Source organism: Streptomyces sp. NRRL S-378, assembly GCF_000720645.1.
Classification (GTDB): Bacteria; Actinomycetota; Actinomycetes; order Streptomycetales; family Streptomycetaceae; genus Streptomyces.
In genome coordinates this window covers 30148-49432 of the sequence record NZ_JOBX01000011.1, presented here as the reverse complement: position 1 = coordinate 49432, position 19285 = coordinate 30148, and the positions used below count along the sequence as shown (strand labels likewise).

The following is a 19285-nucleotide window of genomic DNA, read 5'->3' as shown; positions in this document are numbered from 1 at the left end:
CCCTGAGGCACTCGTCGTTCCATTCTGGTCCCTGTCGTGACGATTCACGCGTTCCGCACGCGCCGATGCGCACACAAAGTGGCCGAGAATCACGTTCCGTGTCGATCCCGCCCGGTCGGACACGGCGCTAGCCTCGGTCCAGGACACCACCGCGCAGCGTCGGAAGGCAGGTCTCCCATGGCCGGATCCCAGGTTCCCGTGATCGATCTCGAGCCGTGGCGGTCCGGTGGCCCGCAGGAACGGGCCCGTACGGCGGCCCGCGTCGACGAGGCCCTGCGCGCGGCCGGATTCCTGCTCGTGACCGGCCACGGCGTGGACCCCGCGCTGCCGGCCAGGATCCGGGAGACGGCCCGTGCCTTCTTCCGGCTGCCGGCCGGCCTGAAGGAGCCGTACGCCGTCACCGTCGGCGGCCGGGGCTGGCTGGGCCCCGGGGCGGAGGCCAACAGCTACGCGGAGGGCACGGCCTCGCCGCCCGACCTCAAGGAGTCCTGGTCCTTCGCGGCCGACGAACCGACCGGGGACCCGTCCGTGGACGCCGAGTGGTTCCGGCCCAACACCTGGCCGGCCGAGGTGCCGGAGCTGCGGCCGGCGGTGACGGAATACCTGACCCGGATGCGGGCCCTCTCCGACGAACTGCTGGAACTCCTCGCCACCGCCCTCGGACTCGACGACGACCACTTCACACGCCACACCGGACACCCCACCTGGGGGTTCAACCTCAACTGGTACCCGGGCACCGAGACCGTCGGCACACCCCTGCCGGGCCAGTTCCGCATCGGCGCCCACACCGACTTCGGAACGGTCACCGTCCTCGACCGCCAGCTCGGCTCGGGCGGCCTCCAGATCCACACCGACGCCGACGGCTGGCAGGACGCGCCCTACGATCCGACCGCGCTCACGGTCAACATCGGTGACCTGATGGCCCGCTGGACCGGTGACCGCTGGCGGGCCGGCCGCCACCGCGTGCTGCCCCCGCCCGCCGACGCCCCCGCCGAGGAACTGATCTCGCTCGTCTACTTCTACGAGTGCGACGCGCACACCCGGGTGGAATCCCTCCCCGCCCCCATCGGCACGGTGCTGCACGATCCCGTCGACTCACACACGTACCTGCGGGAGAAGCTCCAGGCCATCACCGTCCCCGCGGGTATTCATACTTCGGAGTGAGACGGGGCCCGCACCCCTCCCCGGGGCGTACGGCCGGATCCACCGGCAAGGTGACGACCCGCCGGGCCGCAGTGCATAGCGTCGTCGCCATGAACCGACGCCGAACCGCCGCAGCCGCCGCCTTACTCGCCCTGCTCATGCCGCTCCCGCTCGCCGCCGCCGGCACCGCCGTCGCGGCGGACGCCCCGATGGCGGCCGAGCGCAGCCGCACCGCCGTCGAACTCCCGCGTGCCACCGGCCCGTTCGCGGTCGGCCGCGAGGACCTCCACCTGGTGGACCGCAGCCGCACCGACCCCTGGGCCGGCTCCGGACCACGCGAACTGATGGTCACCATGCGCTACCCGGCGCGGCGCGGCACCGGCAGCACGGCCCGCTACCTCACCCGCGAGGAGGCCCGCCTGCTCCTCGTCGACAAGGGACTGGACCAGGCCATTCCCGTCGAGACCCTGACCGGTACGGCGAGCGCCTCCCGGACCGGCGCCCGCCCCGTCGCCGGCCGGTACCCGCTGGTCGTCCTCTCGCCGGGCTTCACCGTCCACCGGGCCACCCTCACCGCGCTCGCCGAGGACCTGGCCTCCCGCGGCTACGTCGTCGCCGCGGTCGACCACGCGTACGAGAGCGTCGGCACCGCCTTCCCCGGTGGCCGCGTCCTCACCTGCCTGGCCTGCGACAAGGCCCGGGAGACCGGCATGCAGGCGGTCAGCGACCACCGTGCCCGCGACGTGTCCTTCCTCCTGGACCGCCTCACCGGACCCCACCCCGTCTGGCGCCACGCCGGCATCGTCGACCGCAGCCGCATCGCCATGGCGGGCCACTCCATCGGCGGCGCCTCGGCGATCGCCGCGATGGCGACCGACCCGAGGATCCGGGCCGGAGTGAACATGGACGGCGGCAACGCCACCCCCGTACCCGCCACCGGACTCGGCGGACGTCCCTTCCTGCTCCTCGGAGCCCAGGGCCGCGGCCCCGGGGGCAACGCGAGCTGGGACCGGGACTGGCCGCAGCTCGACGGCTGGAAGCGCTGGATCACCTTCGACGGGTCGGGCCACTTCACCTTCAGCGACTTCCCCGCCATCGGCGAGCAGCTGGGCCTGAACGACCCCGAGGCCCCGCTGCCCGGCGCCCGTTCCGTCGAACTGACCCGCCGCTACGTCGGTGCCTTCCTCGACCGGCACCTGCGCGGCGAGCCCCGGCCCGTCCTGGACGGCCCCTCCGCCGACGCACCGGAGGTCCGCTTCCACACCCCGTAGGCGCAGGGGAGGGTCAGACCACCGTGACCGGGTGACGCACCACCGCGTCGAAGAGATAGCCCTGCGTGTTGTGGACCGCCGTCTCCGGCTGGGTGCGTCCCGTTCCGTCGCTCGCCCGGGCCAGCAGCGCGGTCGCGCCCGTCGTCCGCGGCGTCCACGGCACCGACCAGCGCACCCAGCCGCCGCGCCGCGGGGAGTCGTGCATCCGGGCCCGCCGCCAGTGGCCGCCGCCGTCCGTACTGACCTCGACCCGGGTCACCGGGGCCGCGGCGGACCACGAACGGCCCGTCAGCAGCCGGGTCCGGTGCACGGGAACGGTGGCGCCCAGCTCCAGTTCGAAGGCGCTCTTGAGGGTCTGCCGGGTGAGCGGGGGGCCGCCGTCCGCCGGATGCCCCGGCCCGAACATCCGGTACATGTCGGTGTTCCACGGCGAGTACAGCGCCTCGCCGCTCACCTCGATGTCACCGACCCACTTGATCGACGAGATGCCCACCCAGTCCGGTACCACCAGACGGACCGGGCCGCCGTGGTCCGGTGGCAGCGGGCGCCCGTTCATCTCGTAGGCGAGCAGGACGTCGTCCAGGGCCTTCGTCACCGGCAGCGGGCGCCGTACCCGCCCCAGGCTGACCCCGTTCGCCACCACCTCGTCGTCCAGTCCCCGCGGCAGGACGTCGACCGCGCCCCGGGTCACGCCCGCCAGCCGCAGGACGTCCGACAGCCGTGCCCCCCGCCAGTGCGCGACACCGATCGCGCCCAGCGTCCAGGCGGTCCCGGTGACCGGCTGGCCCTGCTGCGTGGCGTAGAAGCTGCGGCCGTTGCCCGCGCACTCGATGAACAGCGTCCGCTCCACCGCCCGCAGGGCGCGCAGCCGCTCGTACGAGAACTCCACCGGGCCGCCCGCGAGCCCGTCGCCCCACACCTTCAGCCGCCAGGTGCCCGCGTCGATCCGCGGGGTGGAGGTGTGGTTGCGGACGAAGAACCGGTCGATCGGGGTCAGCGGGCCCGTGCCCCGCAATGCGGCGAAGTTCGTCTCTGCGTTCGTCCCGCGGATCGTGAACAGCTCCGGCGGGAGAGGTTTGACGATGCCCGGCGCGGCGTCCGACCCCACGGCCGCCGTGGCGGCGGAGGCCGTACCGCTCGCCGCCACCCCCAGGGATCCGGCCGCGGCCCCCACCGCGAACAGCTTCAACAGGTCGCGGCGGTCCACCCCGGCGGAGCGGGCACGGCCGCGGGCCCACTGCCGCAGGCGCGTGCGGTCGTAGTGGCTCTCGTCCGACAGATCGAGCGGCATGGCAGGGTCACTCCTTGGTCGAGGTTCCCGACGGACCGTAGGGGTCCGGGGCGAACCGCGGAAAGCTTCCCCGGCGGATGGCCACGAACCCGCAACACCGCCGCAACGGCCGATTACCGCTGGTCCGGCGAATTTCGGCAGGATGTGGGGCATGACCGAGATCCGTACCCCCCGACTCCTCCTCCGCCTCTGGACCGACGACGACCTCGTCCCCCTCTCGGAGATCAACGCCGACCCGGAGGTGATGCGCTGGATCGGCGACGGCTCCACCCTCGGCCTCGACGAGACGGCCGAGGAGATCGAGCGCTGGGAGGAGGAGTGGGACGAGGAGGGCTTCGGCCTCTTCGCCGTCGAACTCCTCGGCTCCGGAGAACTCATCGGGGCCGTCGGCCTCTCGGTGCTCGAGGGCATGCCGGAGGCCCGGGCCGACGTCCAGATCAGCTGGCGCCTCGGCCGCCAGTACTGGGGCCAGGGCTACGCCTCCGAAGCCGCCCACGCCACCTTGGAGTTCGCCCTCCAGGACCGCGGCCTGGACCGCGTCGTCGCCGTCAACCGGCTCGGCGACGCCGCCTCCGAGAACGTGATCCGCAAGCTGGACATGGCGCGGGAACGCGAGACCACCGACCCCCGGTACGGCCACGCCGTACACGTCCACGGCATCGACCTCACGCAGTACGAGGCCTGACCGGACCTCGGCCGTCCCGCATCGGCCGATCGGACGACCCGGAGGTCGTCCGGACCGCCCGCCCGGTCCGTCCACCGGGCGGACCGGCCACCGGCCGCGGCCCAGCCGCTGCCGGCGTCCGCGCCGGCCCTGCAGGGGCTGCTTCGAGCGGCGCCGGCAGGTCCGGTACCAGGTCGAAGAAGTGGACCGACAGGACGAGACCCCGTTCGTCGGTCCACACACCCGGTTCCCGCTCGGTGAAGCCGGTGAGGTCCATGTCGGTGATCGCAGTCATGGCCGACACCATCGCGCTTCCGCCGGGTGCGGGCTCAGGCGGGTCCGGCGCCGGGGGCCTCGGCCGCGCCGCCGGCCCGGACCGCGGCGAGGGCCGCCGCGTGCAGGGCGGCCGGGGCGCCGCGGTGGGGCCTGGGGCTGCCGGTGAGCGTGTACCACTCGTCGGCGTCCTCGTACTGGACGTCGAAGCGGACCAGCCCGTCGGCGGTCGCGGTGGTGCGCAGGGTGAGCGGGCCGGTGATGACGCCGACCTCGTCGGTCATGGCGCCGCCCGGGCCGGCGAGCACCTCGTCCTGCCACTGGTCCGCCCCGGTCATGAGGCGCAGGTGTCCAGCATCGTCGTGAGCATCTTCTTCTCCGGTTCGGTGACGGTCAGCTCGTACGCGGCTTTGACGGTGGTCCAGGCCCGCCCGTACTGGCACCAGCTCGAACGGTCCGGCGGCTGCCACAGGTCGGGGCTCTGGTCGCCCTTCGACCGGTTGGAGGACGCGGTGACCGCCAGCAGCTGGGGGTGGGTCAGGTCGTTGGCGAAGGTCTTGCGCCGGGCGGCGTCCCAGCCGGACGCGCCGGAGCGCCAGCCCTCGGCGAGCGGTACGACGTGGTCGATGTCCATCTTCGCCGCGTCGGTGACGACCGCCCCGTCGTACAGGCTCTTCCAGCTACCGGACACGGCCCGGCATTCGCCGTCCTGCATCACGTCGATGCCGTCCCGGCGCAGAACCGTCTCGCGGGTGTCGCACTTGCCGCCCTGCTCCGCCCAGTGCGTGAACTTCGCCCGGCTGTAGCCGGCCATCGTGCCCACCGCAGCCACCTTCAGCGCGGCCAACTGCGTGCGGGCCACGGCGGTGGTGACCATGCCGGGCAGCACGTCCCCGGCAGCGGGCGCCCCGGCCGGCGGCGCGGCCTGCGAGGCCGACGGCTTCGGCTTCGCGTCCCCGCCGCCCGGCGAGCGCGGGCCGCCCGGACCCTCCGGACCGGAGCATCCGGCCCCGGCCGCCAGCAGCAGCACCGCCAGCAGCACACCCCGTACGCGTATCTGACGTCCCATAACCCCACCCCGAGCCGGTACCGCTGCGCCACTGTCCGCCAAAGACTACCCAGAACCGGACATTCAACCTACGGAGGCCCCTCCGGCGGGCGTTGTCAGTGGCCCTCGCTAGTCTCCCGGCATACCGCAGCTCAGGGGGGTTCGCTCCCCCTGTCAGGGCTGCGCGGAACCACGTACGGACAGGCGGAGGGGCACAGTCTGATGGCATGGCTGGCGGCGGGCGAGGGGTACGAGATCGCCCTGGTGGAGGGGCGGGTGGCGGCGAGGTCCGTCTCCGGCAGGGCAGCGGGACGGCAGTTGAAGACGCTGCCCAAGGCGCTGAAGGACCATCCCGAGGTGGACCGGCTGCGCCGGCTCGCCGAATGGCTCGACCGGCACGCGGCGGCCTGCGTCGCCCAGGTCGACAGCTGGATGGTGTCCTCGCTGCCCGTGCCGACCGAACTGCTCGCCCGGGTCTGGCCCGACGAGGCCTGGCAGAACGCCCTGCGCGACCTGGCCGTCGTCGGCGACGACCCCGACGAGGTCGGCTTCCTGCGGGACGCCACCGCCGACGGCGAGCTGAAGGTGGTCAACCTCGACGGCGAGACCGTACGGCTCTCCCCGCGCACGGTGACCCTGCCCCACCCCGTGCTGCTGCCCGACCTGGACGACGTACGGGAGTTCGCGGCCGAGCTGGGCATCGTCCAGCAGGTCGAGCAGATCCACCGCGCCACCTGGCTCAAGCCCGACGAGGTCTCCGCCACCGCCACCGAGGTCCGCGACTACGCGGGCGGGGTCTTCCCCACCCGCTTCAGCCTCGCCGCCCGCGCGACCGCCCTCGGCTACCGGGTCTCCGGCGGCTACGCCACCTGCAAGGTCCGCGACGCGGGAACCGGCTCCGGAACCGAGGCCGCGGTGTGGATCGGCGAGCCCTACTACGACGACGAGACCACCACCGGCGCCCTGAGCTGGCACGACGAGGACGGCCGGGCGGTACGGCTGACGAACGTCGGCCCGGTGGCCTGGTCCGAAGGAATGCGAATGGCCGCGGCACTGTACGCCGGGCGCAAGATCGAGGAGGGCGGGGACGCATGAGCAAGAACCTGAGAGACACCGGGACGACCGAGACCGAACTGCTGCTGCAGGCCGGCGCCGTCCTCCCGAACGGCACCACCGGCGCCGGAGCCGACGCCGTCGACCTGACCGCCCGCACCTACCGGCACCCGGGCCTCGACGAGGACCGCGTCGTCGTCCGGCTCGCCCCCGCCGAACTCGGGGCGGCCGAGGATCTCGCCGCCGGCTTCCTGGGCCTCGTGCGCGACGAGGGCGAACCGCCCGTCGTCGGCCTGAGCCGCCGCCAGGCACTCGGCTTCCCCGAATGGGTCCTCGTCCACCACCCCGAGGACGGCCACCACGCCCTCGCCGTCGTCCCCGAGCTCGACCGGATCGCCCGCCAGGCCAAGACCAAGCCCAAGGCCGCGCTCGACGCCTGCCTCGAACTGGCCGACCGCCTCGCCGCCTCCGTTCCGCACTTCCTGCCCCTCTTCCACGAGCAGGCCGCACGCGTCTTCCTCGCCGTCGAGAACACCACCTACGCCGCCCAGCTGTTCGGCCGCGCCCGCACCGCCGAGGCCCAGCACGGCCTGCCCGTCGACGAGGACCGCCTCGACTCCGTCTTCCTCGAGTTCGCCCTGGCCGGCGCCCTGCCCGTCAAGGTCCTCGCCGGGTACGGCAAGGCACTGGCCGTCCGCGTCAGCCCCACCGAGGCCTACGAGCGCTTCCGCCGCCTGTGCGTACGCCGCACCGCTGGCGGCCTGCCGCCCTCCGCGCAGGCCGCCGTCGAACTGCGCCGCCTCGCCCGCACCGCGGGCCTGACCGGCACCGAACCCGAGCAGGACTACCTCGCCGAACTTCTGCCCCTGCCCGCCACCCTGCGCGCCGCACTCGGCTGGTGGAAGGCACACCGCGGTGCCCTCGTCGCGCTCGCCCGCCGCGTCCCCGCCGTACGCGGCACGCTCCTCGGACTGACCCCGCCCGGCGGTGACGGCGAGCTCACCGACCTGTGGCTGGAGGTCCTGGAGGAGTCCGGCGCCACCGCCGGACTGGCCGACGGGAGCCTGCCCGACGAAGAGCGCTGCGCCGACGGCACCGCGGGCTGGCTCGAACGCTTCCACAGCGCCCGCCACTCCGGCTGGGGCCGGCGCCCCACCCTGCCCGTCCTCCTCGACCTCGTCGAGCGTTGCGCCCCGCAGCTGCGCACCGAACTCGCCCGGCCCGAACGGGAGACCGGCCTGAAGGTCGGCGTCCAGGACGCCGACCTCCTCGACCTGCTGCTCAGCCTCGACATCCCGGTCATCACGCCTGACGAATCCCAGACGCGCCACCGCCACGACACGCTGAACCTGTCCGACTGGTCCGGTCGCGACGAACGCCGTGACCTGGCCGCGGTCGCCGCGGACCCCCGGTTCAAGCCCGCCTTCCGCCGGGCGCTGAACGGCATCGGCAGCGGCGGGGCCGACATCGTCCGCCACGTCGCCGCCTCCGGCGCCCGCCCGCTGCTGGCCGAATGGATGGCCGAGGTCGCCCGCGCCTCCGTCGCCGCCGGCCTGCCCGGCGTACCCGACGCCATCGAGCGGCTGACCTGGCTGCCCGTCGAAGCCCTCGCGCTCGCCCCCGAGGACGTCGCCGCCGCGGCCGCCGCCGACCTCGGGGAGACCCTCGCCCGCACGCTGCGCGGCGGCCTCTTCGAGGAACTGGCCTGGCCCGCCTGGGAGAAGGCAGTCGCCGAACTGACCCCGGGCAAGGACCGCAACGGCCTCACCATCGTCGAGGCCTGGCCGTACCTGATCGTCGCCAACTCCGCCGAGGTCCGCGTCATCGACGCCGACTCGACCGTCCTCACGCACGACCTGCGCGTGCCGCCCGGCTCCCACCGCCGCATGGGATTCCACTACGTCGACGGAGAACTGCTCGTCTTCTGGTCCGACTGGAGCGCCAACCGCGTCGAGGGCTACTGGCACTCCTCTCCCGGCACCGTCCTCACCCTGGACACCGACCGCAACTACTGGTCCCTGCGCAGCGACAACATCTCCCTGCAGCTCCCCGGCGGCGGGCGCACCACCGGCGGCGGCGTCCTGCACAGCGGTGACACCCGGCTGCCCGACGAGCGGCCGCTGCTCTCCGACGGCACCTCCTACTGGGTGTGGCGGCAGCGCGACCAGGACAACGACAGCGGGTGGCTGGAGTACGACCCGGTGAGCGGGGCCCACGGACGGTCCTCCATGCCCGCGTTCTTCACCGACGCCCTCAAGGAGTACGGCGGGAAGCCCCACTCCGGGTGGGCCAGCCGGCTGCTGCCCACGCCCACCGTGGAAGGGTCCGTACTCGGCGCACCCGTCGACGGCCTCCTCGGCTGGCACGCCGTACGCCTCCCCGACCACGGCTGGGTCGCCACCGACACCGGCGGACGCACCGTCACCGTCCCCGAGGGCGGGGACAAGCCGGTCGCGGCCCTCGCCTTCCCGGGCGACGACCGCCCGCGCGCCCTCTCGCACAGCTGGCGCGAACTGACCCTCACCGACCCCGACGGCGTCGTCACGGCACAGACCCGCAACGACCGCCGCGACACCCCCTTCAGCACGGGCAGCGTCGACCTCCCGCCGCTCTCCCACTGGTACGCACTGCGCCCCCGCGACCCCCGGGGCTCGGCCGCACTGCGCACGGCCGACCGTGAGACCGTCGGGGCGCTCCTCAAGGCAGCCGCGGCCGTGGCGAAGGCCGCCGACCTGCCGGACGTCGTGAGCGCGGCCCTGCCCCAGGTCACCGACCCGCAGCTGATCGGCGGCATCGTCGAGGTCCTGCGGTTCGCCCTCGTCCAGCAGAAGGCACTGGACAGGATCTCGGCCCGCCTCGACGCCGACACCGCACCCGCCGAGGAGCGCGAGCTCGGCCCCGCCGACCGGCTGCTGGGCGCCGCACTGAGCGGCCTCCTCGACTACAACCACTACCGCTACAACGACGACAGCGACGGGACGCACCGCACCCTGAGCCTCCTCGGCGCCGCCCGCACCGCGACCGACGCCGCCGGCGTCCCCGGGCTGCTCCACTTCGACACCCCCGCCCTGCCGTACTTCACCTTCAGCTGGACACCGCTGCTCGACCAGCCCGCGGCCGCCGCCTACCGGGCCGTCGCCGCGACCACCACCGACGAGCAGCGGGCGGCCCTCCTCACCGTGCTCGGCGAGGTGGACACCCTGGGGATGGCCTCGGCACAGGGCTCGGCCGACAGCTGGCGCCAGGTCGTGGTCCACCTTGGACACGCCCACCTGACCGGCCCCGATGGCCTCGACCGCAACCGCTACCACCGCAGCCTGCTGCCGCTGGGCGGCGGAGCCGTCCTCGCCGTGACCGAGCAGGGCGACTCCGTCCCCGACGGCCACGAGTTCGGCGCCCTCCTGCACGACCCCACCGGCCGCTTCACCGTCCCCGGCCCCTACACGGTGCGCCGCGCGACACCCCTCGGCGACCCCGACCGCGACCCGGGCTGGCTGACCGCTTTCCTGGGCACGGCCGCCGAGCACGGTCCGGTGCCCTTCCGCCCGGAGGCCGCGGAGGAGTTCTCCCGGCTCACCGGGGTCTCCGGCGCCCTGGCCCGCCTGCTGATCGCGGGACTCCCGCACATCGACGGCTACGGGCGCAACTTCCTGCCCGCGGAGGTGCGCACCGCCCTCGGGGTCAAGGCCACCGACGCCGCCTACGCCCGTGACGAGCTCAAGAGCCTCGCCTCGGAGGTCCGGCGCGACGTCGTGGCGGCCCTGCTGCCCGCCGACCCGGCCCGCCTGTGGAGCGAGGGACCCGACGTGGCGGCCGCCGCGGAGGTGTGGAACCGGCGCGTCGGCCGGCGTACGCCCGTACCCGACTGGCTGGCCACGGAGGCTGCGCGCGCCGTCCGCGGCGGATGGCCCGCGCACCGGGTACTGGCCGCACTGCTCGACCCGGCCGCCTCGAACGAGCTCTCGGTCGACGTGCCGTGGACGGTCAAGGGCGACCACGTGGAGCCCGGCGAGCCCGCCACCGGCCCCTTCACCGCGCAGGTCCTGACCTCGACCCTGGCCATGAGCGCATGGCTGGCCCACCGGCTGCCGGCCGGAGACCCCGTACGAGCGGCCCTGCCGCCCGCGCTCACCGCCGTACGGCAGCGGCTCGCCGCGCCCGGACTGCTCCTGGAGATCGGCCACTACACCAGCCTCCCCAACTTCCGGAAGGTGGCCGGCACCCCCACCGAGACCGGCGAGGGCTACGAGCGCTACGGCGCGGTCGTCATGGCCACGCACGACGACCAGCCCAAGCCCGCGGTGCGCACGGCGCTCCTGGACTCCACCGGCTCCGACCCCTACCTGCCGGCGCTGCGCGGCGACGACCAGCAGCCCCTCGCGGCCGAGACGGCCCTGCGGACCGCCCACGACCCGCGGTTCGCCGCGCTGCTCGCCGACCCGGGCGCCCCCGCGGCCGGCGAGACCGACGTGGACGGCACGTGGTGGCCGCAGGACCCGAGCCGTTCGGTCCCCGAACTGGTCGAGGAGGTGAGCGCCGAGCACGGACTCGGCGCCGACGCGGCCGCCCTGTACCTGGCCCTGCTGGCCATGCCCGACCCCACCGACCGCAACACCGCCCGGTGGACGGGCTGGAAGCCGGCCCGGCTCAAGGCCGCCCGTGCCGAACTGGCCGCCACCGACCTGGTGGTGTCGGCCGACCGCAGCAGGGCGGGGCGCTCGCTCTTCCTGCCCGGCGGGTGGGCCGACATGCCCGCCCCGGCGCTGCCGGTGGAGCAGTGGAAGCTGCCGATGTACGGCCTCACCCCCGGCAGCCGGCCGCTGCTGGGCGTCCTTGCACCGGCCGAACCGGCCGCCGAGCTCTACCGCCGGGCCTGGCAGCGGGTCTGCGAGGGCGACGTCCCGCGCTTCCAGGAGCTCAAGGTGAAGCGCACCCGCCCCCGCCCACCACCACTTCGTCCACGCACAGAGGAACCAGATGACCGCCACCGCACCATCCGCACCCGCCGCCGCCCGGCAGGTGCTCCCCGCCGAGGAACGGTACGCCGAGGAACTCGCCTTCCTCGCCGCCCACGACACCGGCCCCCGGCCGCCCGGCTGGGCGCTGACCCCGCGGGCCGTCGTCACCTTCGTCTGCGGCAGCGACGGCACCGAACTGGCCCTGCCTAAGCGCCGCGCCGGCCTTCCGGCCAAGCTGGCCATCGCCCCCAAGTTCGTCGGCGAACGCGCCCTGGTGGAGCGCTGCGTCGTCACCCTCGCCGGGGAGCGCGGCCTGCTCCTCACGGGCGAGCCCGGCACCGCCAAGTCGATGCTGTCCGAACTGCTCGCCGCCGCCGTCTGCGGCACCAGCTCCCTCACCGTGCAGGGCACCGCCGGCACGACCGAGGACGCCTTCCGCTACGGCTGGAACTACGCGCTCCTGCTCGCGCAGGGCCCCACCCCGCAGGCCCTGGTCGACTCCCCGGTGCTCTCCGCCATGCGCACCGGGCGGGTGGTCCGCGTGGAGGAGATCACCCGCTGCCTGCCCGAGGTGCAGGACGCGCTGGTGTCGATCCTCTCCGACCGGCGGGTCAGTGTGCCCGAACTGACTGCCACCGAGGACGCGGTGGTCTCCGCGGCCCCCGGCTTCACCGTCATCGCCACCGCGAACCTGCGCGACCGCGGTGTCTCCGAGATGTCCGCCGCCCTCAAGCGGCGCTTCAACTTCGAGACCGTCGCCCCGATCGCCGACGCCGACGCGGAGGCCACGCTGATCCGCCGCCAGGCCGTCGCCGCCGTCCAGCGGGCCGGCGCCGCATTCGGCGTGGACGATGCCGTGCTCGACGCGCTCGTCACCGTCTTCCGCGACCTGCGCTCGGGCCGCTCCGCCGAGGGCTGGGACGTCGAACGCCCCGGCACGGTCATGTCCACCGCCGAAGCGGTGCAGGTGGCGGCCTCGCTGGGCGTCGCCGCCGCGTACCTCCCGGACGGGGACGTGCTGGACCTGCTGCCGGGGCACCTGCTGGGCGTCGTACGCAAGGACGACCCGGCCGACCACGGAAGGCTGCTGGGGTACTGGGACGGCCCCGTCCGGCGCCGCGCCGAGGACGGCTCGGCGATGTGGCGCCGCCTCTGGGACCTGCGCGGGAGCCTGCGTTGACGCACAACGACCCGCGGGCCGCGGTCGACGCGCTCGCCGCGGCCCGCGAGCCCTACCTGATCGGGGTGCGGCACCACAGCCCCGCGCTGGCCGCGGTGGTGCCCGCCCTGCTGGACGCCTCCGGCGCGGACGTCGTCTGCGTCGAGCTCCCGGTGGACTTCCAGCCGTGGCTGGAGCACCTGGCCGACCCGGAGACCGTCGCCCCCGTCGCCCTCGCGGGCACCGGCGAGGACGGCCGCCTGGCGTTCTACCCGTTCGCGGACTTCTCCCCGGAACTGGCGGCCATCCGCTGGGCCCGCCGGTCGGGCGCGGCCGTCCTGTGCTGCGACCTCCCGCTGTCCGACCCCGGCTGGACCCCCGGCCCCCTCGTGCCCCACCCGTCCCCGCCCACGGACGGGCCGACGGCCCGCGCGGCGCACACCACGTCGAGCCCGGCCTCCGGCACGGCCGGAGCCGCACCTGCGGCCGCTGCGCCGGAACCCGACACGGCCACGCCCGCAGAGGCGTCCGACGGCAGCGTGCCGGTGGCGGACGCCGCCGCGGGCGGCGCCCCGCGGCGCGCCGGCAGCTTCGCCGAGGGGCTCACCGCCGCCGGTACGGGCCGCGACGGCGACGACCTGTGGGACCGCGCCGTCGAGGTCCTGGCACCGGGCTGCTCCCCGGAGGCCGTACGCCGGGCCGCGCTCGGCGTCGGCTGGGCCCTGCGCGAGGACGGGCCCGTCCCGGACCGTGACCTCGCCCGTGAGGCGCACATGCGTGCCGTCATCTCCGGCGCCGCCACCGGCGGCCACCGAGTGGCCGCCGTCATCGGCTCCTTCCACGCCCCCGCCCTCCTCACGCCGCCGGGCGCCGCCGACGGCTCCGCCACGGGTCGGGTCCGGGACGAGGCCGTCGGCACCGGGCCGGCCCCGGCCGCGCAGCAGGGGCGGCTTCCCCGCACCACCGGCACCTCCGCGGCCGCCCCGGGAGGACCCGCGGCCGTCACCTCCTTCGTGCCGTACTCCTTCGACCTGCTCGACTCCCGCTCCGGCTACCCCGCCGGCATCCGCGACCCGCTCTGGCAGCAGGCCGTCCTCGGAGCCGGCGGCGACCCCGAACGGCTCCGGGAGGCCGCCTCCGTGGCCGTCACCGGGCTCTGCCGGGAACTCCGCAGGGCCGGACACACCGCCGGCACCGGCGAGGCCGCCGAAACCCTGCGGCTCGCCTGCGACCTCGCCGTCCTGCGCGGGCTCCCCGCGCCCGGCCGCGGCGAACTCCTGGAGGCCGTCGCCACCGTCCTCGGCCAGGGCGAACCCCTGGGCCGTGGCCGGGCCCTGGCCCAGGCCCTCGAAGCGGTGCTCGTCGGCACCGCCCGCGGGCGGATCACCCCGCACGCCCCCCGCTCCGGCCTCGGCCCCTCCGTCGAGGCCGAACTCGCCGAGCTCCGCCTGCCGTGCCCGGAAGACCCCGCGCCGCGCGAGGTCCGCCTCGACCCGCTGCGCTCCCCCCTCGACGGCCGTCGCGAGGTCCTCCTCCAGCGCCTCCTCGTCTGCGGTGCCTCCTACGGCGAGCCCCTCACCGTCGCCGCGACCGGCGACGGCACCGCCCTCGGCACCAAGTGGCGGCTGTCCTGGACGCCTTCCGTCCCGGCCCGGCTCGACCTCACGGGCGTACGCGGCGTCACCGCCGCCCAGGCGGCGGCCGGGACGCTCAGCGAGACCGCCCGACGAGCCGCCGCCGAAGGCGGGCCGACCCCGGCGCAGATCCTCGCCGGGCTGGCCGCCGCCGCACGGTGCGACCTGCCCGAACTGGTCGACGTACGCCTCCACGAGGCGGCCACCGCCCTGCCGCGGACCGCGACCCTGCCCGAACTCCTCGACGCCCTCGACCTTCTGGAGGCCCTGCACCGAGGCCACCTCCCCGGCACCTCAGCCGGGTCCCGCGCCGCGTGCGCCGCGCTCACCGGCGAACTCCTCGAGGCCGCCGTACGCTCCCTGCCCGGCCTCGCCGGCAGCGAGGACCCGGCCGACGCCGCCGCCCTCGTGGCCCTCGCCGACCGCGCCGCCGCCCACCACCTGGGCCTGCGCACGGACGACGCGCTCGCCTCCCTGGCCGCTTCGGCGTCCCCGCTGATGCAGGGCGCCGCCCTGGCCGTACGGGTCCTCCTCGACCTCGACCCGGCCGAGGCGCTCGGCGATCGCGCCGCCGGATGGATCGACAGCGCCGGCACCCCCGACAGCCGACGCGGGCTGACCCGACGGCTCGCCGGACTCCTCACCGCCGCGGGCCCGTTGCTGCAGTCCTCCCCGGCCGCCCTCACCCCGCTCCTGGACCGCGTCGAGCACCTCGCCGACCAGGACTTCCTCGACCGTCTCCCCGCCCTGCGCGGCGGCTTCGACGCCCTCGCGCCGGCCGCCCGCGACCGGCTGCTGGACACCGTCACCGACCGCCTCGGCGACCGCCTCGACCTCGCCCTCGACGCCCCGCCCGCCCTGCTCGCCCTCTGGGCCGCCGCCGACGCCGCCGGGCTCGCCGCACTCGAGGCCCTCCCGCTGCCCCAGCAGCGGGAACCGGTCGGGGCCGCGGACCAGGCCCCGGCCGCCCCCGACGCACCGCCCGCGCGGACGGACGGGTCCGACGAGCGCCGGCTCGCCCCGGCCGACCGCTGGCGGCTGCTGCTCGGCCGCGAACGCGACCGGCTCCCGGCCGGCGCCCGCCGCTATGCCCACGCCCTCGACGAGCTGTACGGCACGGGGCGGGGCGAAGGAGCCGGCGACCTCGGAACCGGTCAGGGACCGGGCCGCGGCGGCGGCCGGGAGGCCTCCTTCCCGACCGCCCGCGAATGGTCGCAGGAGCTCGAGGCACTGTTCGGCGCGGACGTACGGGAGGAGGTGCTGGCCGGTGCGGCCGAAGCCGGCCGCACCGACGTGCTCGCCCAGCTCGACCCGGAGGCCGTGCGGCCCTCCGTGGAACTGCTGAGCTCCGTACTGTCCCTCGCCGGCGGACTGCCGGAGGCACAACTCGCCCGGCTGCGCCCCCTGGTGCGGCGGCTGGTCGACGAACTCGCCAAGGAGCTCGCCACGCGGCTGAGACCGGCGCTGTCCGGTCTCAGCACCCCGCGTCCCACCCGGCGCCCGGGCGGCCGGCTCGACCTCGCCCGCACCCTGCGGGCCAACCTCGCGCACGCCCGCCGACGGCCCGACGGCACGGTGGTCGTCGTACCGGAGCGGCCCGTCTTCAGCACCCGGGCGAGCCGCGAGGCCGACTGGCGGCTCGTCCTGGTCGTCGACGTGTCCGGCTCCATGGAGGCCTCCGTGATCTGGTCGGCCCTGACCGCGGCCGTACTGGGCGGCGTCCCCACCCTGTCCACCCACTTCCTCGCGTTCTCCACCCAGGTCGTGGACCTCACCGACCGCGTCGACGACCCGCTCTCGCTGCTGCTGGAGGTGCGCGTGGGCGGCGGCACGCACATCGCCGCCGGTCTCGCCCACGCCCGCTCCCTGATCACCGTCCCGAGCCGCACCCTCGTCGTCGTGGTCAGCGACTTCGAGGAGGGCGGCCCGATCGCCGGACTGCTCGGCGAGGTCCGCGCACTGGCCGCCTCCGGCGCCCATCTGCTGGGCTGCGCCGCGCTCGACGACACGGGGAACCCCCGGTACTCGGTCCCGGTCGCGCGGCAACTCGTCGCGGCCGGCATGCCCGTGGCCGCCCTCAGTCCACTCGCCCTCGCCCGATGGGTGGGCGACCGCCTCCGTGGGGAGTCCCGTTGAGCACCGAACTGCCGCCCGTCGCACCCGAGGTGCTCGCCGAGGCGGTCGAGAGCCTCACCGCACGGCTGCGCAAGAAGCTGGACGACGCCACCGCCGGCTGCGCGGACACCGCCGTCCACCAACCCGACGGAAGCGTCACCTTCCGGTTCGGCGAGGACGCCCTCGTCACCCTGCGGCCCGGTCCGACGGGGACGGTCACCGAGGCCGGACAGGCCGGCTGCACCTGCCTGCTGGCACCCCGCTGCCTGCACCGGGCCGCGGCTCTGGGCGCGGCCCCGCTCGCGGACGCGGCCCCGCCGGAGCCGGAGCCGGAGCCGGCACCGGAGCCGACCGAGGCCGTGCCGGGGGAGACGCAACACACGGCACCGGTCGACGCCGGAGCCGGAGCCGGAGCGGCCCCGGCCGTGTCCGCCGACCCCGCAGAGCCCGTTCCGGCGCTCACCGCTGCCCAGCTCGGCGCCGCGGCCGCGCTCTGGCACGCCGCGGCCGAGGCCCTGGCGGCCGGTGTCACCGCCGGGGGAGCCGTCGTCCAGGCCGAACTGCTGCGCGCCGCGCACACCGCCCGCCTGGCGGGGCTGCCCCGCGCGGAAGCGGCCGCCCTACGGGTCGTACGCGGGCTGCGCGCCGCCCGTGAACGCCGCACCGCACACCGCCTGGGCGACCTCACCGGATCCTTCCGCGAACTCCTGCACACCGCCGGGGTACTGGCCTCCGGTGCGGCCGACGCGGCCCTGACCGGCACCTCCCGGCGCGCCTACACGGCCGGCGGCAGCCTCCAGGTGCACGGCCTGTGCCGTGAGCCCGTGCTCTCCGCCACCGGTTACGGCGGGGTCGTCACCCACCTGCTGGCCCCCGACGGCTCGCGCTACTCGATCTCGGACGTCCGGCCGGGAGGTCTGGCCCGTGCCCGCGGGGCCGGACGGGCCTCCGTCGCCCTCGGCGGTGCCACCCTCGACCACGCCGGGCTCGCCCGGGGCGGCCTGCGCATCGTCGGCGCGACGGTCTCCGCGGAGGGCCGGCTCGGTGCCGGACGCGGGGTCAAGGCGACCCCGCTGCCCGGGGCCGCGTGGGCCGACGGGCCCGCGGCCCCGCTCTTCGCGGGGCCCGCCGCCGAGGCCGTCGCCGCGCTGCTGGCGGACCCGGCCCATGCGGCCGACGCCGAAACCGCCCTGATCGGCTGCGACGTCGTGGTCGTCGGCGCGGCCGGCGATCACCTCCTCGTCCACGAGGCACGCCCGGACGCACCCCTGCTGCGGCTGCTGCCCGCGCACCCGCACCCGGAGCTGCCACACACCGAGAACCTGCGGCGCATCGCCTCGTACCCCGGACTGCACCTGCGCGTCCTGGGCCGTCCCGATCTCGACCGCGCCGCCACGCTGCGCCCGGTGGCCGTCGGCCCGGTGCCGGACGAGCCGTACACGCTGCAGCTGCCCGAGGAGTGGCTGGGCCGGGCCGACCTCGGCTACGACCGGCTCCAGGGCTCGCACTTCCCGCCGCCGGACACCGCTCCCGAGCCCGCTGCCGGGGCCGGGCCCGGACCGGTGGCCGAGGCCCCGGACCCGCTCGCCGACTCCCCGCTGTGGCGGGTGCGCCGCCTCCTGGAGACCGGTGTCGCAGGCGGCCGCCGCGCGGTCGCCGAGGCGGCCCGCGGTGCGGCGCCGCAGACCGCGTTCGGCCCGCTGCGCCGGGCCGGACTCAGCGCGGCGGCCGACCTGGCCGCCGCCCTGGCGGCCGAGGCCGACCGGCGCCCGCGGGACGCCTTCGGCCGGCTCGCCGACCCGTCGCCCGACGGCTACGCCTGGGCCTGGCTGGCCGCGGCCACCCACCTGGCGGCGGCGGAGCGTTCCCTGGTCGCCGCCTCGTGGACGGCGGCTACACCGAGCGGAGCCACTCCCGCAGTGCGGTGAAGTCCCCGACGGTCAGGCCCCGGCCCGGGTCTACGCGGTGCAACAGGGCCGGGCCCGGGTGGCGTTCGGCCACCCGGGCCCGGTCGGCGTCGGTGATCTCGTCATCGATCCACACGAAGGGCCGTCCGCCCGCGTGGCGCAGGAGGGCCGGGGTCTTCCAGTGGACGCCGCCCCGTCCGTCCTCCTCGGAAGGCTCCGGCCAGTCCACCACGGGCAGTTCCGGCAGCCCGAGGCGAGGCGCGACGCACTCGTTGGCCTCCGTCATCCAGGTCGTCGCCCACCACAGTTCGCACGGCAGCCCCGCCAGCAGCGGCCCGAGCGCGGGGTCCACGCGGGCGAGCAGGGGGTGGGGGCCGTCACCGGGCGGGTACGGGCCCGCCCCGAAGGGGATGAGCGGTCCGTCGACATCGAGGTAGAGGAGGGGAAGGGCCGTGGAGCTGGTCATGCCCTCACGGTAGCCCTGCCCGCCGGGAGGCGGGACAGGTGTACTCACGTCACGGCGGTGGCGGACGAGGTGGGCGTGATAGAGCGGCTGTGGCGGTACCCGATCAAGTCGACCGGGGGTGAACTGCTGCAGAGCGCGCAGGTGGACCTGCGGGGCCTGGTGGGCGACCGGCTGTACGCCGTGCGCGACGGCGACGGCAGGTTCGGCTCGGGCAAGAACACCCGGCGCTTCCGGCGGATGGACGGGCTGCTGCACCTGAGCTCCCGGTGCGCCGGCGGAGCCGGGGAACCGCCGGAACTGCTC

General features: G+C 75.6%; 11 protein-coding genes and 2 pseudogenes. 9 read left to right on the top strand and 4 right to left on the bottom strand.

Annotated elements, in window-relative coordinates; genetic code table 11:
• The first annotated feature begins 177 nt into the window (after positions 1 to 177).
• Positions 178 to 1164, top strand: coding sequence for an isopenicillin N synthase family dioxygenase (locus tag IH80_RS0110275; RefSeq protein ID WP_030959436.1), 987 nt, complete (start codon positions 178 to 180; stop codon positions 1162 to 1164).
• Positions 1165 to 1253: 89 nt separating this feature from the next.
• The gene (locus IH80_RS0110270; protein ID WP_030959435.1) at positions 1254 to 2414 is read left to right on the top strand and encodes an alpha/beta hydrolase family protein; all 1161 of its coding nucleotides are present in this window, start codon (positions 1254 to 1256) and stop codon (positions 2412 to 2414) included.
• A gap of 13 nt (positions 2415 to 2427) precedes the next feature.
• Here the strand turns inward: IH80_RS0110270 and IH80_RS0110265 are convergent, their stop codons facing one another.
• Positions 2428 to 3705 (bottom strand): sulfite oxidase, encoded by a 1278-nt coding sequence (locus IH80_RS0110265; protein ID WP_030959433.1) that lies wholly within the window; start codon positions 3703 to 3705, stop codon positions 2428 to 2430.
• A gap of 151 nt (positions 3706 to 3856) precedes the next feature.
• On the opposite strand from IH80_RS0110265, the gene IH80_RS0110260 reads away from it, so the two are divergent.
• Positions 3857 to 4390 (top strand): GNAT family N-acetyltransferase, encoded by a 534-nt coding sequence (locus IH80_RS0110260; protein ID WP_030959431.1) that lies wholly within the window; start codon positions 3857 to 3859, stop codon positions 4388 to 4390.
• A 308-nt stretch (positions 4391 to 4698) separates the two neighbouring features.
• On the opposite strand, the gene IH80_RS0110250 is transcribed toward IH80_RS0110260, so the two are convergent.
• Both IH80_RS0110250 and IH80_RS0110245 read right to left on the bottom strand, forming a co-directional pair.
• Positions 4699 to 4980 (bottom strand): hypothetical protein, encoded by a 282-nt coding sequence (locus tag IH80_RS0110250; RefSeq protein WP_030959429.1) that lies wholly within the window; start codon positions 4978 to 4980, stop codon positions 4699 to 4701.
• Positions 4977 to 5711: a GmrSD restriction endonuclease domain-containing protein gene (locus tag IH80_RS0110245; RefSeq protein ID WP_234432190.1), complete on the bottom strand. Its 735-nt coding sequence runs from the start codon at positions 5709 to 5711 to the stop codon at positions 4977 to 4979. The genes IH80_RS0110250 and IH80_RS0110245 overlap by 4 nt, the downstream gene beginning before the upstream one ends.
• 201 nt (positions 5712 to 5912) lie before the next feature.
• Between IH80_RS0110245 and IH80_RS0110240 the strand changes: the two genes are divergently transcribed.
• From IH80_RS0110240 to IH80_RS0110220, 5 genes and pseudogenes are all read left to right on the top strand, one after another.
• Positions 5913 to 6785 carry a DUF4132 domain-containing protein gene (locus tag IH80_RS0110240; RefSeq protein WP_030959426.1) on the top strand — a complete coding sequence of 291 codons (873 nt, stop codon included), beginning with the start codon at positions 5913 to 5915 and terminating at the stop codon, positions 6783 to 6785.
• Positions 6782 to 11686 (top strand): annotated as a pseudogene (locus IH80_RS42075) (DNA-binding protein); the annotation flags it as partial. The gene IH80_RS0110240 and the pseudogene IH80_RS42075, both read left to right, overlap by 4 nt.
• Positions 11687 to 11720: 34 nt before the next feature.
• Positions 11721 to 12881 (top strand): ATP-binding protein, encoded by a 1161-nt coding sequence (locus IH80_RS0110230; protein WP_030959422.1) that lies wholly within the window; start codon positions 11721 to 11723, stop codon positions 12879 to 12881.
• Positions 12878 to 16630 (top strand): vWA domain-containing protein, encoded by a 3753-nt coding sequence (locus IH80_RS0110225; protein ID WP_030959420.1) that lies wholly within the window; start codon positions 12878 to 12880, stop codon positions 16628 to 16630. The genes IH80_RS0110230 and IH80_RS0110225 overlap by 4 nt, the downstream gene beginning before the upstream one ends.
• A complete protein-coding gene (locus IH80_RS0110220) occupies positions 16627 to 18537 on the top strand; it encodes a hypothetical protein (RefSeq protein WP_030959419.1) in 1911 nt (636 codons plus the stop codon). Before IH80_RS0110225 ends, IH80_RS0110220 begins: the two co-directional genes overlap by 4 nt.
• On the opposite strand, the gene IH80_RS0110215 is transcribed toward IH80_RS0110220, so the two are convergent.
• Positions 18503 to 18982, bottom strand: coding sequence for an HAD domain-containing protein (locus IH80_RS0110215; protein WP_030959418.1), 480 nt, complete (start codon positions 18980 to 18982; stop codon positions 18503 to 18505). The two genes, IH80_RS0110220 and IH80_RS0110215, sit on opposite strands and share 35 nt — an antisense overlap.
• Here IH80_RS0110215 and IH80_RS47130 point away from each other — a divergent pair.
• Positions 18884 to 19132 (top strand): annotated as a pseudogene (locus IH80_RS47130) (hypothetical protein); the annotation flags it as partial. The gene IH80_RS0110215 and the pseudogene IH80_RS47130 overlap by 99 nt on opposite strands.
• Between the last annotated feature and the right edge of the window lie 153 nt (positions 19133 to 19285).